The organism is Sphingobacterium sp. UBA5639, assembly GCF_002421245.1.
Classification (GTDB): domain Bacteria; phylum Bacteroidota; class Bacteroidia; order Sphingobacteriales; family Sphingobacteriaceae; genus Sphingobacterium; species Sphingobacterium multivorum.
The window spans coordinates 94,204-110,320 of sequence record NZ_DIJR01000024.1 but is presented as its reverse complement, the minus strand read 5'-3'; the positions used below and the strand labels follow the sequence as shown (position 1 = coordinate 110,320).

General features: G+C 40.8%; 12 protein-coding genes. 6 read left to right on the top strand and 6 right to left on the bottom strand.

Annotated features, from left to right (window positions below):
• Positions 1 to 216: 216 nt before the first annotated feature.
• The 4 genes from B4Z90_RS14290 to treY all read right to left on the bottom strand — a co-directional run bounded on the left by B4Z90_RS14290 (position 217) and on the right by treY (position 10,950).
• Positions 217 to 2,391: an ATP-binding protein gene (locus B4Z90_RS14290; RefSeq protein ID WP_286802587.1), complete on the bottom strand. Its 2,175-nt coding sequence runs from the start codon at positions 2,389 to 2,391 to the stop codon at positions 217 to 219.
• Positions 2,392 to 2,794: 403 nt separating this feature from the next.
• Entirely contained in the window at positions 2,795 to 4,612 is a 1,818-nt protein-coding gene (gene treZ / locus B4Z90_RS14285) for a malto-oligosyltrehalose trehalohydrolase (protein WP_286802584.1), read from the bottom strand.
• 15 nt (positions 4,613 to 4,627) lie between these two features.
• Positions 4,628 to 6,736, bottom strand: coding sequence for a glycogen debranching protein GlgX (glgX, locus tag B4Z90_RS14280; RefSeq protein WP_286802581.1), 2,109 nt, complete (start codon positions 6,734 to 6,736; stop codon positions 4,628 to 4,630).
• Positions 6,737 to 6,744: 8 nt separating this feature from the next.
• Positions 6,745 to 10,950, bottom strand: a complete 4,206-nt coding sequence (gene treY, locus B4Z90_RS14275; protein ID WP_286802578.1) for a malto-oligosyltrehalose synthase — start codon at positions 10,948 to 10,950, stop codon at positions 6,745 to 6,747.
• A gap of 196 nt (positions 10,951 to 11,146) precedes the next feature.
• On the opposite strand from treY, the gene B4Z90_RS14270 reads away from it, so the two are divergent.
• From B4Z90_RS14270 to B4Z90_RS14245, 6 genes are all read left to right on the top strand, one after another.
• Positions 11,147 to 11,629, top strand: a complete 483-nt coding sequence (locus tag B4Z90_RS14270) for an adenylyltransferase/cytidyltransferase family protein (protein WP_046676287.1) — start codon at positions 11,147 to 11,149, stop codon at positions 11,627 to 11,629.
• A 15-nt stretch (positions 11,630 to 11,644) separates the two neighbouring features.
• A complete protein-coding gene (locus B4Z90_RS14265; RefSeq protein ID WP_070560786.1) occupies positions 11,645 to 12,130 on the top strand; it encodes an adenylyltransferase/cytidyltransferase family protein in 486 nt (161 codons plus the stop codon).
• Between the two features lie 56 nt (positions 12,131 to 12,186).
• Complete coding sequence (locus B4Z90_RS14260) at positions 12,187 to 12,585, top strand: hypothetical protein (RefSeq protein ID WP_112374726.1); 399 nt, start codon at positions 12,187 to 12,189, stop codon at positions 12,583 to 12,585.
• 318 nt (positions 12,586 to 12,903) lie between these two features.
• A complete protein-coding gene (locus B4Z90_RS14255) occupies positions 12,904 to 13,398 on the top strand; it encodes an RNA polymerase sigma factor (RefSeq protein WP_046676284.1) in 495 nt (164 codons plus the stop codon).
• A 95-nt stretch (positions 13,399 to 13,493) separates the two neighbouring features.
• Positions 13,494 to 13,964: a hypothetical protein gene (locus B4Z90_RS14250; protein WP_046676283.1), complete on the top strand. Its 471-nt coding sequence runs from the start codon at positions 13,494 to 13,496 to the stop codon at positions 13,962 to 13,964.
• Between the two features lie 123 nt (positions 13,965 to 14,087).
• Positions 14,088 to 14,498: a DUF6157 family protein gene (locus B4Z90_RS14245; protein ID WP_112374835.1), complete on the top strand. Its 411-nt coding sequence runs from the start codon at positions 14,088 to 14,090 to the stop codon at positions 14,496 to 14,498.
• Positions 14,499 to 14,528: 30 nt separating this feature from the next.
• On the opposite strand, the gene B4Z90_RS14240 is transcribed toward B4Z90_RS14245, so the two are convergent.
• Positions 14,529 to 14,999 (bottom strand): NUDIX domain-containing protein, encoded by a 471-nt coding sequence (locus B4Z90_RS14240; RefSeq protein ID WP_112374725.1) that lies wholly within the window; start codon positions 14,997 to 14,999, stop codon positions 14,529 to 14,531.
• The gene (gene xth / locus B4Z90_RS14235) at positions 14,992 to 15,777 is read right to left on the bottom strand and encodes an exodeoxyribonuclease III (RefSeq protein ID WP_286802575.1); all 786 of its coding nucleotides are present in this window, start codon (positions 15,775 to 15,777) and stop codon (positions 14,992 to 14,994) included. Before xth ends, B4Z90_RS14240 begins: the two co-directional genes overlap by 8 nt.
• Positions 15,778 to 16,117 lie beyond the last annotated feature (340 nt).

Sequence of the window (16,117 nt, the reverse complement as noted above, 5' to 3'; positions counted from 1 at the left end):
TCGTTTGTTTTAATTCTAAAAGTGTTCTTAAATTTTCGTATCCCAGAAGATCGGATGGCCTGTCAATAAGGCAAAGTATAGATTGGATGAAACTTTGAATAAGAGTAGGTTGGGCAGATTGTAACTCTACCGCTCTTAAAGGTTGCTGCTACGTTCAAACAAAAAAAAGGAGCTTTCGGGCTCCTTTTTTGGTTTATTGATTTTTTTCTTCGTCCATTAGGCTTTAAATGTTATACAAAAAGTTGTACCAATATTAAGCTCACTATCGACGGTGACTTTTGCCTCTAGACGATCTACGATGCGTTTTACTATAGAAAGCCCAATCCCCGACCCTTCGAATCCCTGCGAGTTAGGCAAGCGTTTAAAAATATCAAATATATTACTATCATCTTTAATATCCATTCCGATACCATTGTCTTTAATGTAGTAGTGAACGAATTGTCCCTGCTTTTCACTATATACCTCGACTCTCGGGCGATCTTTTTTGCTGCTATATTTTATGGCATTGCTGATCAGATTTAAGAACAACTGGTATAACAGTGTTCTCTCCCCTAGAATCGGCAAAGTTTCTCCCAAAACAAATTCAAGATGGGCGCTTTCAAACTGCTGCTTACAGCTTTCGAGAATGTTAAGAATTTTATTCCGTGGATCGATCAGTTCCGTTTTGAAGGCTACATAATTCGATTGCGTGAGCTGATACACCTTGTCCATCATTTCAGTGATCAGCGCAGTAGCATCCATAATATTTAGTGCCATTTTGCGTAACATATCCTTCGGAAGATCATCTTTCATCAACATCATCTGGGCAGCAAGCTTTATCGATGAAAGTGGATTTTTAAGATCATGGGTTAATGTATAGCCAAATGTATCCAAAGCATTGTTGGATCTGACAAGTTCTTTATTGAGCTGAGCAATCTCTCCGCCGCGCTGGGCAATAGCTTGTTGGGTTATTTGTGCGACTTTCTCCATAAAAGAAAGCTCGGCACTTTTCCACTGGATAGATTTGCCTTTCATCTTTTCACGCCAAGCTTCAAAAGATGTCCGTGGAGATGGAAATTCGACTTTCCTTTCGGGATCGTAATGATATATTTTTTCGGGTTTTCCAGCCCATACATCTTCGTAAACATGTTCTTTGCGGAATAAATAGATGTGCCATTTATTGCTGGGAAGGATATTTATCCGCAAAATGCCAGGCAATATAACCGGTTGCGGGGGTTCACTGTCGCCATAGACAAAGTTTGATGTGAAAAACAAGTCATCTTGACCCTCCTCTTCTATAAAGCGATCGATCTCACGCAACTGCAATTCAGTGGGTACATCGCCCCAACTTTTAGAACCCCGGTCGTGCTTGATCATTAGTCCATCTGCGCCCGCAATTTCTAGAATTTGTGGTGCAAAGCGTTCAAGCACAATTCCAATATCGCTATTAACTAATAACTCAGACTTCAGATCACGTTCCATAACACCCATAATGGTTTGCGCTACCAGGTTTTCTTTTTGATGTTCTGAAAGATAGTAGTTTATAGCGTATTGCGTTAAAAAAGCGCATAAATGACGTTGGGCGAGATCAACATTCAAAGGCTCGCTATTCTGGCATGCCACCAAGCCCCAAAGTTTTCCTTCGATAACGATAGAAAAACTGGCACTGGCCCGTGCTCCAGCGTTTTTAAGATATTGTAGATGTACTGGAGATAATGCTCTGAGGCTACAGCGCGTCAAGTCTACCTCACCAGCCTCCAAACCCTGTATACCAATAGTCGGACCATCAACATCAGCTACGTGGCGCGCAAGAAACTTCACATAGAGTTCTCGTGCTTGTGCCGGAATATCAAATTCCGGATACCGGTAGCCCATCAATGGGGTCATTCCATCTGCGATGGACTCTGCAATGACCTGCCCGCTATTGTCCTCCTCGAAACGGTATACCATAACTCGGTCAAAACCAATGATCTGACGAATCAGTACAGTCAATGATTGCCAAGCATTGCCATGACGTTCTTCAAGGTACTTCGCATAATAAAATAATCGCGTCGCTTTTAAATGATTTTCATTACAGATTTCTATTTCAAGGTATGTCCGCTCGTCGTACTGGTAAATACTCAGGTAATAGTCTACATTTTTAATGCGGATACGCTCCACAAAACGCGTAAAGATCTCTCCTCTAATTTGCTTTTCAATCTCTTTAAGATTCAACTCCTTTTCGGACGATAGCAATGGTAATAGCTGAGCAATAGAGCGTCCGAGGATTTCCTTCATGGGAATATCAAGGACGATAGTTAAGTTTTCACTTGCGGCAATACATCCGCTCTCATCAAAAATACAAAGGAAACCGAAAGACTGGATCTTACCGCATAGGTGGATTTTCTCTTCGTGACACTCCAGTTGACGCATAGTTTGCTAGTTTTTAATCATTTAATTCGCTAATAATAGGAAATTCTCGAAAGAGATAATTTGCCATACATCATAAATCTAGCACCCCTCTTCAAACATGTCATATCTTAGGCTAAGATAAAAAAAAATTGCGACGAATAACAGATCAAACGTTTGTTTAAAATTTATTCTGAATAGCTTATCGTTCAAACCACTGGTATTCAAAGCTATGAGCAAATGTTCCTTTTAAAAATAAAAAAGCTAGGTTGGAAAGGACCTAGCTTTTAAAACTTTCTTCACGACTGGACAAGCCGTATTTAAATAAGAAACAATACTTTTAACGAAGTTGTTTGAATAATTTGTTTTTATCTTTTAATAGCTTTCATTCCTGAAGATCAACTCCCTTAAATCTTTCCAAAACGATCTATTTCGAAGTGTAAGCATACCCTGACCATGGTAATAAGGAACAGTCCTTCGCTGCAACAGCGTCAGTCTCTGCCAAAAGGTCGGCGTCCTGCACATTCGTATCGAATGACGAGGTCCATTGTACAGCCGCTGGTAGATTGACATGTTGAATATGAGCTGAAAAGTTCATTAGGATAATCATTTGCCTCTCCTTTTGTTCCACATAGATACTAAGTACCTTCTTATCACAGAGGCACTCAGTCCTGATATCACTTCGTTGCATATTTTTTAACAACGGATTGCTTTTCCGAAATGCGATCAACGATTTATAATAGGACAACTGTTGCTGATATGGTTGCCTGTTCAATTCGTCCCAATCCAACACAGCTTGCCTAAATATTGTTTCATCCTGTGGATCGGGAACCTCGTGATCTGTGAGAAAATCTTCAAACTCCCGCTTGCGGCCCTCCCGCACCAGCTCTACTAGCTCTGGATCACTGTGACTGATAAAATACGGAAAAGGTCGCGCTGTCCCCCATTCTTCGCCCATAAATAGTAGCGGAAGATAGGGTGACATGAATACAGCGAAAGTCATAAGACGTGTTATTTCTCTGGCGTAAAGCGAGGCCGCACGATCACCCAGCATCCTATTGCCGACCTGATCATGATTCTGACTGAAAACAATGAAGCGATCGCCTGGAATACCCGCCGTATCTGTTCCAAAAAATTTCTCGCGATGAAAAGAATAGTTCCCATCAAAAACATAGGCCTTCTCGTAGGCTTTTGCGAGATCTTCCACGCCATTAAACTCCCGATAATAACCTTTCTTCGGCTCACCTACGGCTACGCGTAAGGCATGGTGAAACTCATCTAGCCACTGCGCATCCATCGCAAAGCCATTTTTTGCCAAGGGGTCTAAAAATCTTCTGTCGTTAAGATCGCACTCAACAAAGAGATATCGATTTTTCCCTGTTTTAGCGATCACATTATCCGTTTCCGCACGGATTTCCTGAAGGATGTGAATTGGACTGAAATCCTTGATCGCATGTACTGCATCCATGCGCAGCGCATCAATGTGAAAGTCTTCAAACCACATCCGTACATTGTTGACTACCAAATCCCGCTGTCCGTGACAGAAACGGTCGTCATAATTGAGTGCATCGCCCCAGGGCGTTCGATATTTCTCAGTGAAATAAGCACCATACTGCGCAAAATAGTTTCCTTCGGGGCCTACATGATTATAGACCACATCGAGAATTACAGCTATACCAGCCTCATGACAGGCATTAACTAGCCGTTGCAATTCGGAAGCGCCACCATAAGAATGCTGTACCGCGAATGGAAATACGCCATCATAACCCCAATTTCTCTCTCCGGGAAATTGAGCGACCGGCATGATTTCTATAGCAGTTATTCCCAAATTTTTCAGATAAGGAATCTTTTTGATAACTCCATCAAAGTCATGGGACGACGAGAATGTACCTACATGAAGCTCATAGATGATAAAATCTGATTGTTGCGGCGGCTGATAGTCTTGATCGGTCCATGAAAAAGTGAGGTCTACAGCTTGAGACGGTCCATGAACACCTTCCGGTTGTGAACGAGAAAGCGGATCAGGGTATTCGTTGTCGTCTACCCGTATTTCATACAAATCGCCCGCACGGATTAAATCACTTTCGGCATACCAATAACCGTAGGCTTGCTGCTCTAGCGGTATTTCGGCACCCATATTATAAAGCATGCAATAGACATTCTTTGCATTTGGCGCCCATACGCGAATCTCCCATAGCGCACCATTGTATTGAACTCCTAATTGTCTAATTCCTGTTTTGCTCATAATCCAGTGGTCGCTCTATTGTGATTGAAATAAAAGAATCGAGCGCGAGGGAACTAAAACCGTATCCCCAGCTGGAAACTCCCCAAAATCACCTATCCTATCGCTATTCGTATCTATGATCTTATTCCAGGAAGCCCCATAGATTTCACTAGGGAGTTTATAGGCGACATCTTCCCAATGAGCATTAAATAAGAGGTAAAAATTGGCATCCACTATTTTATTACCAGCGATGTCTACCGATCGAATTCCCTGACCATTGAGAAATACAGCAAGGGAACGGGCATAATCCTCCTGCCAATGATGATCGTCCATCTCAGATGCATCTGGGAGAAACCATACGATATCCTCGACACCCGTACCACGAATAGGTATACCTTGAAACCATTTGCGGCGGCAGAATACAGGGTGTTCACGGCGAAAATGAATTAATTTTTTAGTAAAATCCAATAAAGTTCCATCCACGCTGGTCCAGTCCAGCCAAGAGATCTCATTGTCCTGGCAATACGCATTATTGTTGCCTTGCTGTGTTCTGCCCAGTTCATCGCCAGCGACGAGCATAGGCACACCTTGCGACAGGAACAAGGTCACCAGCATATTTCGTTTTTGTTTTTGTCTTAGGCTATTAACTGTAGCATCCTCTGTAGGTCCTTCGACCCCGCAGTTCCAGGAGCGATTGTGACTTTCACCATCTTGATTATCCTCGCCATTGGCTTCGTTGTGCTTATCGTTATACGATACAAGGTCATGAAGTGTAAATCCATCGTGGGCCGTAATAAAATTAACACTGGCCGAAGGTGTTCGATTATCCCCCCTATACAAATCGGAGGATCCTGTAAGGCGATTGGCAAATTCAGCAATCATACTGTCTGCCCCGATCCAATAATCGCGGATGCAATCACGGTATTTTCCATTCCATTCGGCCCAGCCAGCAGGAAATTCGCCAACTTGGTAGCCCCCTTCTCCGATATCCCAAGGCTCTGCAATGAGTTTGACCTGTGAAATCACCGGATCTTGATGAATAACGTCAAAGAATGAACTTAATTTATCGACCTCGTGTAACTCCCGTGCCAATGCTGATGCCAAATCAAAGCGGAACCCGTCAACATGCATTTCCTCAACCCAATAGCGCAGACTGTCCATAATCAGACGTAATACATTGGGTTGACGTGTATTTAAGGTATTGCCAGTTCCGGTAAAATCCATATAATACCGTGGATCTTCCGCCAAGCGATAATAAGAAGCATTATCAATCCCTCTAAAAGACAGTGTTGGCCCCATTTCGTTACCTTCGCCGGTATGGTTGTAGACAACATCGAGGATCACTTCGATACCGGCATCATGTAAGGCCTTGACCATTTTTTTAAATTCCATAACCTGCTCACCATGTGTACCTGAAGCGGAATAGCGCACATCGGGAGCAAAAAAACCGATGCTATTGTATCCCCAGTAGTTAGTGAGTCCTTTGTCCTTTAAATGACGGTCAGTCAAAAAATGATGGATCGGCAACAATTCGACGGCAGTAATACCCAGTTCTTTCAGGTAATTTATAGCAACAGGATGTGCCAAAGCAGCATAGGTTCCTCTTATTTCTTCGGGAATGTCAGGATGTGTCGCTGTAAAACCTTTTACGTGGGTTTCGTAAATCACACTCTGATGCATCGGTACCCGCGGCGGACTGTCGTTCCCCCAATCAAATTTGTTATCAATAACAACAGCTTTGGGAACAAAAGGAGCGCTGTCTGTTGTATCTAAACTCATATCATCGTCTCCAATAGTGTATGCAAATAGCGCATCATCCCATTGTACAGTACCTGATATTGCTTTTGCATACGGATCAATCAACAATTTATGGGGGTTAAAACGGTGTCCTTGCGATGGATCGTGCGGACCATATACCCGATAGCCGTAGCGTTGTCCTGGCTTAATTCCCGAGAGATAGATATGCCACACTTGGTGCGTCTTCTCGGTTATTTTAAATTTTGTGACTTCCTCCTCATCGGAACTAGTATAGAGGCAAAGTTCAACAGCTTCAGCATGTTCGGAGAAAAGGGCAAAGTTAACCCCTTCCCCATCGTAAGTAGCTCCTAATGGATAAGGGCTTCCGGTATAAATTTTTGTTTCCATCTGTATGTTTAACGGTTGTATAATTTCGTGTAGTAAGCTAATTTCTCCTGGTGGTTTGCTGCAAATGCCCCTTTTTGCATACGCCATACCCAATTGCCAGCTGTGCTGGCGGGACGGTTCATGCGGCAAGATCCATCAAGATTCAGGATATCTTGCATCGCGATAATAACGCTGTCTGCAACGGATGCGTGGAGTGAACGTATGAGGACATCATTTAGATTTGTATTTTCAACGATTTGCCCATAGTAATTATTGATCCTTTCTTTGCCCGCTCCATCGAGATCTTGATTAAACCAAGACAGCGAAGTATTATTGTCGTGGGTGCCCGTATAGGCGACAGTATTGCGGTTATATTGATGCGGGATATGAGGTGAATGGGGCATATCGTTGCCAAAAGCAAATTGTAATACGGCCATTCCCGGAAAATTATATTCATTACGTAGCTGATATACCTTAGCGTCTATGTCACCAAGATCTTCGGCGATAAAAGGCATATGATCCAACGAAGTTTTCACATGATCAAAAAAATCCGATCCAGGCCCTACAACCCAGCTTCCATTTTTTGCGGAAGTTTCTTCATGGGGCACTTCCCAATAGGAAGAAAATGCTCGGAAATGGTCAAGCCGTAACGTATCGAATAGCGTACAGTTATGTGACAAACGTTCCACCCACCATTGATAACCATCTTTTTGAAGTGAGCTCCAATTATAGGTTGGCATACCCCATAATTGACCGTCGGCGTTGAAGTAATCGGGTGGTACCCCCGCAACATGATTTATAGTACCGTCTGCTTTTAATGAAAAGTACTGCGGATTGACCCACACATCGGCAGAATCATAGGCAACATAAAATGGGATATCGCCTATAAACCTAATCCCATAATCACGCGCATAGTTTCTTAACGCACTCCATTGCCTAAAAAATAGGAACTGAAACCATTTTTCCTGTTGCAATTCATCTGCAAATCGAGTGGCGAAATCTTCCAGCGCTGCGCTATCGCGAAGCTTATAAAGCGCTGGCCATTGATACCATGGACGATCGTCATGTCTATTTTTCAAAACTTTGAAGAGTGCATAATCATCAAGCCAGGAAGATTCGCGGTCTACAAACTCGGAAAATTCTTGCGTAGGCTGCGCTGGAAGACGATGGAATGCCTTTTCAAGGAGCCGATATTTTGAGCTGTTTATTTCCGCGAAATCTATTGTTTGCAAGCCCTTCTTTTTCAAGGTCTTCAATTCATCCTTATTCAGCAAGCCAAATTTTAATAATTCCTTTAAATCGATGAGTAAGGGATTTCCAGCCCTGCTGCTTAAGGTGCTATAAGGCGAATAACATTGTGCTAAGTCTGTAGGCCCCAATGGAAGGATCTGCCACCAGCTTTGGCCTCCACGTTGGAGCTGTTTAACAAAACGGCGAGCTTCATTCCCGAGATCTCCGATCCCATAAGGTGACGGTAATGAGCTTATATGCAACAATACACCGGAACTCCTTTTCTGAGTGGAATCTTTATATTTTAAGATCGCCATGGGAAGATCCTTAAAAATAGCATTGATAGGAATTTCTGTGCCTTCGCCACTGCTATCCATCAAAACATGCTGCCAAGTCACTGAACGATGAGTTAAAAGCTGAACTTTTGTATCGGACCAATCAAATGAACAGGGCACAAATTTTGCGATTTTACCAATAGCGGCAAGATGTAGCGGTAAAATCACCACTAACCACTCATCCCCTGACCTACGTGCGAAAGCCAATATATGTTTCCGATATCGACCAGTCACCTTCAGTGGAATATAGCTGCTATCCGGTGCAAGTGTATGATCGTCCTTTCTCAGTTTCACCAATTCCTTTACCAACCAAAGTTTTATTCTTCCATCGTGTCTATTTCGCCATAAAAATGGAATTCGCTCTTCTTTGGCTGTCTCTTCGATAGTGTCGAGGAGACCTTTATTTAATTCATAAGCTATAGGTCGTCGGTTGTCGGGATCAACAAAGCTATAGTTCCAAAGTTCTGATCCCTGATAGATATCGGGTATACCAGGACAAGTAAACTTTAAAATTTGCTGAATAAGTGAATTCAATATCCCATAATCAGCGACTGCCTCAATAAATTGATAAAAGCTCGTAAAAAAAGGACGGTCTTTGTCCAGCAAAAAAGAAGCGAAGTCCCGAACTGAAGCTTCATAAACTAAATTTGGATTCTCCCAGCTTGAGCGTTCTTTACCTTCGCGAAGGTATTTAACCAAGTAGTCCAAAAAACGTTCTTCAAATGATGCTGTATTTGCCTTCGCATCCTGTTTCTCCATTGGATAAGAGGAGACCAAAGACTGGTAGATGAAATATTCATCATTTGGGTGCGGAATGTCCTTTCGATATTCATTCCAGACCACATCCTGCCAAATGCGCAGTTGTTTTACCCACTTTTGCGCCATAGCAGTCAGGACCAAAAGACGGCTCCGTGAATCCTCCCCCCGCTTGGTGTCGTGCGTTGAACTGGCGTTGATTGACAGTGGCCAATCTTTTTGCCGATCCTGCATAAATCGGTGAAATTGCTTGATACTAAGCCCTAAATTCTGTGGATGGTCACCCACTTCATTATGTCCAATAAACCGGTTGTAGGTGTACATCAAGGTATCTTCCACCCCTTTTGCCATTACTGGCCCAGTCAATTGCATGCAGCGGAGAAAGAAATCGGCCAAAGCAGTTTGGTTCGGCGATTGATAAGCTACCTGCGCTTGCTGAAACTGATTTCGAAATTGATCGACCAGCTCTTGGTCGAGCTCGGGGTTCTTCATCAACTTTTCAAAAAGTGAAGACACAAGTTCGAAGTTCGTTATTGACAATGGAAAGCAATCATCATAAAGCCGATAGACCGGAAAAAGTGCAATAAAGGACTTTAAAATGTCCTTTAGCGCATCCCGCTTCTCTTGGTCAACAACACCCAGAAGTGATGCTAACGATTTGGCAAGATTGTCGAGCTCTCCCTGCATCTGATCTGTAAGAATCTTACATTTTTTTGCATATTGATCTATTTTAATTGATAAGTTTTCGCCAGTAACTTTGCGATAATAGTTATTCAATATTTTCTTTCCCGACTGGCAGGAACATACATTATTACAAACTGATAAAAAATCATAGCCCGTTGTTCCCTGTATAGGCCAGTCGATCGGGAGCTTCTCTCCTTTCTCCAGTATCTTTTCAGCGACGATATACGTTTTCGGACCGATATATTTTCTCAAATTGTAGAGGTAGGCTGTGGGATTATAAAGTCCATCGATATGATCAATGCGGAGTCCATCAATCAGCCCCTCGTCAACGAGTGTTTTGATTAGCTCATGAGACTGCTTGAATACTTCTTCGTCCTGCACATTTAAACAAATTAGTTCGTTGACCGTAAAAAAACGTCTATAATTTATTCGTTGATGTGTATGCCACCAAGGACAAAGCTCATAATTCTGACTAGTTACCAATTCAAGAATACGATCGGGATCCGCATTAAAGCGTTGCAGCGTAGACGTAAGTATCTCGCCTGAGAGACCTTTAAAGATGTGTATTCGCAACTGCTTCCACTCTTCGTTATCTCCATTGGCTTGAGCGGTATTTATCTGAACCAAAAGGCCGCTAAAATCGGCTTGTGTGTCCCGTAAATAATCGCCCAATATAAAGCCATAAGATTCTGGTGAAATTGGATAAACATTTCCTTGATAAGAAAGTCGAAGACTATCATCGGAAGAAACGACTGTAATTTCATTGTCTGATATTGCTTCATCCAAAGTCTTTGCTAATATAGGTACCATTAATTTTCCCTGCTCAAATAAATTAGAACTATAGCAGGTATCAAAAAAACGGCTAAATGTTGATGACTGTCCAAATTCCAGCAAATCCATGAGCCATTCGTTCGCTGGATGAAATGCCATGTGATTTGGAACGATATCCTGAATCCATTTGATATTGGATTCTCTTAATTGTTTCTTAATAGCCCTGAGCTCGTCGAGTGTACCTAATTCTGGATTTATCTGATGCATATTAACACCGTCATAGCCATGGACACTCCCCGGCGTTGATTGTAAAATAGGTGCAGCATAAATCGTATCTATACCTAGATTAAGCAGGTAAGGAATTATGGCTTTAAAATCAGCAAAGTTAAACGCTTTATGAAATTGAATTCTGTAGGTTGTATTTGGCTTATTAATGGATACATTTCTATTCGTCTGCATAGTGCTGGATTTCATTTTAGTTCAGAACGCCAGCCAGCCATTTTAGTTCAATCGTTTTTCAAAAAAGGGAAGTTGAAATGAGATGGAAGGGTGTTGAAAATAATAAGGCAAAAAAATAATTTAAAATTAAAACGAATCTTTCTGAGCTGCGTTCTACCTGTACTTCTTCAATAATTGCAGTTTAAATTATTATAATATGAAAAAAATAGGAATTACGTTTTCCGCTTTTGATCTGCTTCATGCAGGTCACATTAAGATGCTCGAAGATGCCAAAGAACAGTGCGACTTTCTGATTTGCGGTCTGCAGACAGATCCAACGCTGGATCGTCCAGAAAAAAACAAGCCGACACAATCGGTATTTGAACGCTATATGCAATTAAAGGCATGTAAACATGTGGATATGATTATCCCTTACGCTACTGAGCAGGACCTAGAAGATGTTTTACGTTCATACAAAATACATGTTCGCATTTTGGGTGATGAATATATGGATAAGGCATTTACAGGCAGACAGTATTGCGAAGAAAAAGGGATACGACTTTATTTCAATAGACGGGAAAACAGGTTCTCGAGTTCGTCTTTGCGAAGAATAATTGCATCGAAGGAAAACACTAGTAAGGGCGCCGTAGTCAGTATAAACGATGGGGCTAATTACGCGTTAAAGCGCATAAATGCATAAACTAATAGTAAAAATATGATTATAGGTATTATTTTCGGCGTATTTGACATGTTGCATGTAGGCCATATCGTTGCGCTACAGGAAGCGAAGAGTCAGTGTGATTATCTCATTGTGGGACTTAAAACTGATTCAAATGTACAGGAAGCTGATGGCCATGACACGGCTCAGACCATGGTCGAAAGATTCATCAAATTGGAAGGCTGTCAGTTTGTTGATGAAATCATCCCTTTTGAATCGGATCACGACATTACAGATATGCTTCAGTCACTACCTGTCCACAAATTCTTTATAGGGGAAGACTATAAGATGGTTGATTTTTCAGGCAGAGATTATTGTATTTCAGAGGGAATTGAAATTTGTTATACCAAGAACAAAAACCGATTTTCAAGTCAGTCGCTTCGAAAAATTGTGAGTGAAAAAGAAATTGAGAAGGCGGAAAGGAGTTTTGGCGCAAGTTTAAAATGCCATTCCGCAAATATTATTTCAACCACACCCCAATAAAGGAGCAATGAAATATAGATACTGCAGGCTTGTAAACAACAACAATATCGTTCGTTATGGAAAAAATCAATATCGGTATTATTACGAGTTTAAGAAAGCAGTTGTTTGCCTATCGCATCCTTTTTTCTGAACATATACAAAGTCCAGCAAGGGTTGTACTAGAAGCAGCATCTCTTGAATCTATTAGCAGCAATTCTCTCATTCATGAAAAGCCTGAATTGCTGCTGCTCGATTATCGTTTGGTATTTAAAGATACCGCCCTTTTCTTTTCGCTTCTAAATAATCGCTATCCAAACCTGATCGTTATTGTTCTTGTGGATCAAACTCAGCTAAAAGAAGCGAAGCGATGTCAACAGTTTGTTGATGCCTATGTAGCCCCAAACATAGAGATTCTCCAGCTTTTTACACAGATTAGGAATCTAACAGTACGCTCTCCCTTCATGAACGCACATTAGTATAACAAGTGATGGCTTCGTCTTTTAATGAAATACCTGAGATAAGCGTATAAATAACGTGTACTTTGAGGCATTACCGAGAAAATTCCAATCGCAAAAATTTAATACGGTTTTAAATCCTTAGCCGATTATGTTGGCGCGACTCACACAGTGAATATAACATACTGATAATGAGCAGTTATAACCAATATTAAGTATAAATTACATCTTCCGTAATATTTACCTAAAGATCGTATCAGCGTTCCAACACGCAGCATTTTGACTAAAATCTGCACTGTTGTTGTTCTATAATAGCCGTAAAATTTAGAAAATAACAACATGCAGCACATCGAGATAAACTCATTTTTTAAAGAAAAAAGAAGCCTACTCAAAAATTTCGCTTCGCAATTTACTTCAGATCCGGAGATTAAAAATGATCTTATACAGGACACCATGGTTAATGCATTAAAATCCATCGAAAAGCTTATACATAATCCTAAGGTGGGCTCATGGTTGTATGTGATTATGCGCAACATTTATATTAACCATTACAGAAAAACAAAACGTACTGAGAACTATCACCATGAGTATGCAGCTTTAGCCAGTGCGGATTCTGTTTCAACAAATTTAAGCAGCAGCAAATTTATCCAGGATGATATCCAAAAAGCATTGCGTCAGCTTTCCGAAGATAATTATGAAATTTTCAACATGTTTCTAGAAGGTTATAAATATCATGAAATCGCTGAATATATGCAGATGCCTGAAGGTACTATTAAAACACGCATTCATTTTATTCGAAAGACCATGCAAAAGCAGTTAGCAATATATCATTAATATAGGGGATATATTAAACTATAAAAAAATAAAAATTAAAACTATTTACAAATAAATCTTGTTATTTAAACATTATCACTAAATAAATAAATATTATGATTTCAAACAAAACATTACTTGCTTCACTAGCTACCGCAGCGATTTTAGTTTCGTGTAATAATCAAACACCGCAGGAAAAGGCGGCTGAGAAGATGGAGCATGCGGAGGAAAAAGCAGCCGACGCCAATGAAGAGGCAATGAAAACTTCCGAAGATGCTGCGACGAAAGATGCAGAAGCCGTTGTTTATTCCGATAAAGCGGCGGCTAATGCAGCCATTGCTTCAGTGACAGCCCCTGTCCTTTCCAATGATAAAGCCAAGGAGCTTTATACAAAATTAGGTAAAACTTGGGTGGATCGCATCAATGCAGAGTCTGCAGATCAAGCGTTGGATAAAGAGAAATCACTGTTAGATATTAAAAACGAGATCGAAAAAAGTCTTGCTGACGGAAAAATATCTGCTTCGGATAAAGATAACATCATGAAATACCAATCGGATTGTTTAGCCGCTATTAAAGCTGCGCTCTAGAACATACGAGCATAATAATCAATAAATTATAGGATATTTTGCGATTCACTTTCAAATCGTAAGATATCCTATTATTTTTGTTGTTATCCTTACGGCTCCATTGATTAAAGAAAGATGAAAATTATGAAAACACATTCAACCAATTATTTTAACACATTGATTGAAGCTGCTGCAGATACCAAAGTAGTTAAGGGCACCATTCCACCATCAAAAAGCAATAAAACCGTTGCTGAACGACAATATGAATTAATCGCCTCTGCACCTTATCAGTATACATCTGACGATATTATTTTCCAAGTCTATGCGGAAAGAAGGGATCTAACGCCAGATGAGTATCCCGAAGCAAGAGCAGTTTTTTTCTCAAGAGGACAAGCTTGCCTGCGAGCTTCCCCGCTTACAAAAACCTATGGGTATGGGATTCATAGTAATAGTGAAGGCAAGATCGCTCTATATGGAATGGAAACAGCAATTTATCAGAAGTTTGTAGCGGATGATAATACAGCGAAAGTTAAAGCAATGAGGTCTACTAGGTAGCACTTGCACAATAAAATGATGTTGAAAAAATTAACATTTCTCATGAGCAATCACTTGCTCCAAAAAAGAAATCTGCCGTTCGTTTATTTTCTTCCTAGCTTCCGCAAATGTAAACCAACCTCCGCGATCTACTTCTGGATAAGTTTGCATTTTTCCGGATTTCGGCGGCCATTCCATTTCAAAGGTATTGCTTACCAGATCAGCAGGATCTATATCTCCTTCAATTGCCCAGCACTTAACTATTTTTCCTCCTTTCTGTTGAATAGCTTGTAGCGCAATAAAATTTCCGCTGGGAAGATAGCCTGTCTCTTCAATAAATTCCCTTTTGGCTGCTTCAAGTTCATCTTCATACAAATCGATTTCTCCCTTAGGGATTGTCCAAGAGCCTTCATCTTTTTTCGTAAAATAGGGGCCACCAGGATGTACTAAGAAAAAATAAATTTCTAGCGCCTCAAATTTATACAATAACAATCCAGCACTGGTATTTATCTTTTTAGCCATTGTTGCTGCTATTCCGTAACCGAATCCATGTAGGGGCATGATCGCTGCTCTTTTCCCAGCCGCGAACATGGCGATCAATACCGCCTTCAATCAAACGATTCTGAATTGAAGGGCTTAATAGGATATGATCTATACGCAAACCGGCATTTCGACTATAAGCCTGACGAAAGTAATCCCAGAACGTATACACCTGCTGATCCGGAAAAAGCTGACGAATCGCATCCTGCCAGCCCGCTTCAAGAAGTTGACTGAAAGCCTCTTTAACCTCCTTTCTGAACAATGCATCGTCGACATATTTTTCAGGTTTATAGGTATCCATTTCAGTTGGAATAATGTTAAAATCGCCGATGAGTATCGCTGGAATATCCATACTAAGCAACGTTTTGGCCCGCTTAGCTAAGCGCTCAATCCACGTCAATTTATACTCAAATTTGGGCCCGGGAAATGGGTTCCCATTGGGAAGATAAAGACAGCAAATCGCGACTTGCTGGATCATAACCTCCAAATAACGGCTTTGAACATCTTCGGCATCACCTGGAAGCGCTCTAGAGATTTCTTCGATCTCATATTTAGAAAGAACCGCAACCCCATTCCAGCTTTTTTGACCGTGCCAAACGGCATGATATCCGATGGCATTAATTTCTTTCAGTGGAAAACGTTCCTGCGGAGATTTCAACTCCTGGAGGCATACAACATCAGGCGATTCTTCGGCCAACCAGCGAAGCAAGACTGGTAGACGCGCATTGATACCATTAATATTATAGGTAGCTATTTTCATGAACTCATTTTTAACTTAAATAAACAACCAAAGGAACCTCTTTATTGTTTGAAACTGCTAAGAAAAATTTAAGCGAGGAAAATTGAACATCTTTAGCAAAACAGCACTTATTTATGAAATTTGTATGGGATTAAATGACTATTTAAGTGATACGACGATAAATTCATTTCTCCAACGCTATAAATACGTATTTAACCTGTATTTTTCGGAAGTTCCTTAGCTACCCTACGCTATTTCTATTCAAAAACTACGGTTAAAGCTTCATAAACATCCTTTAGGTATAAATTTTGTTTCAATTACATCAAAAGAATTTACACTCAAATAGCGTACGGATATGGAA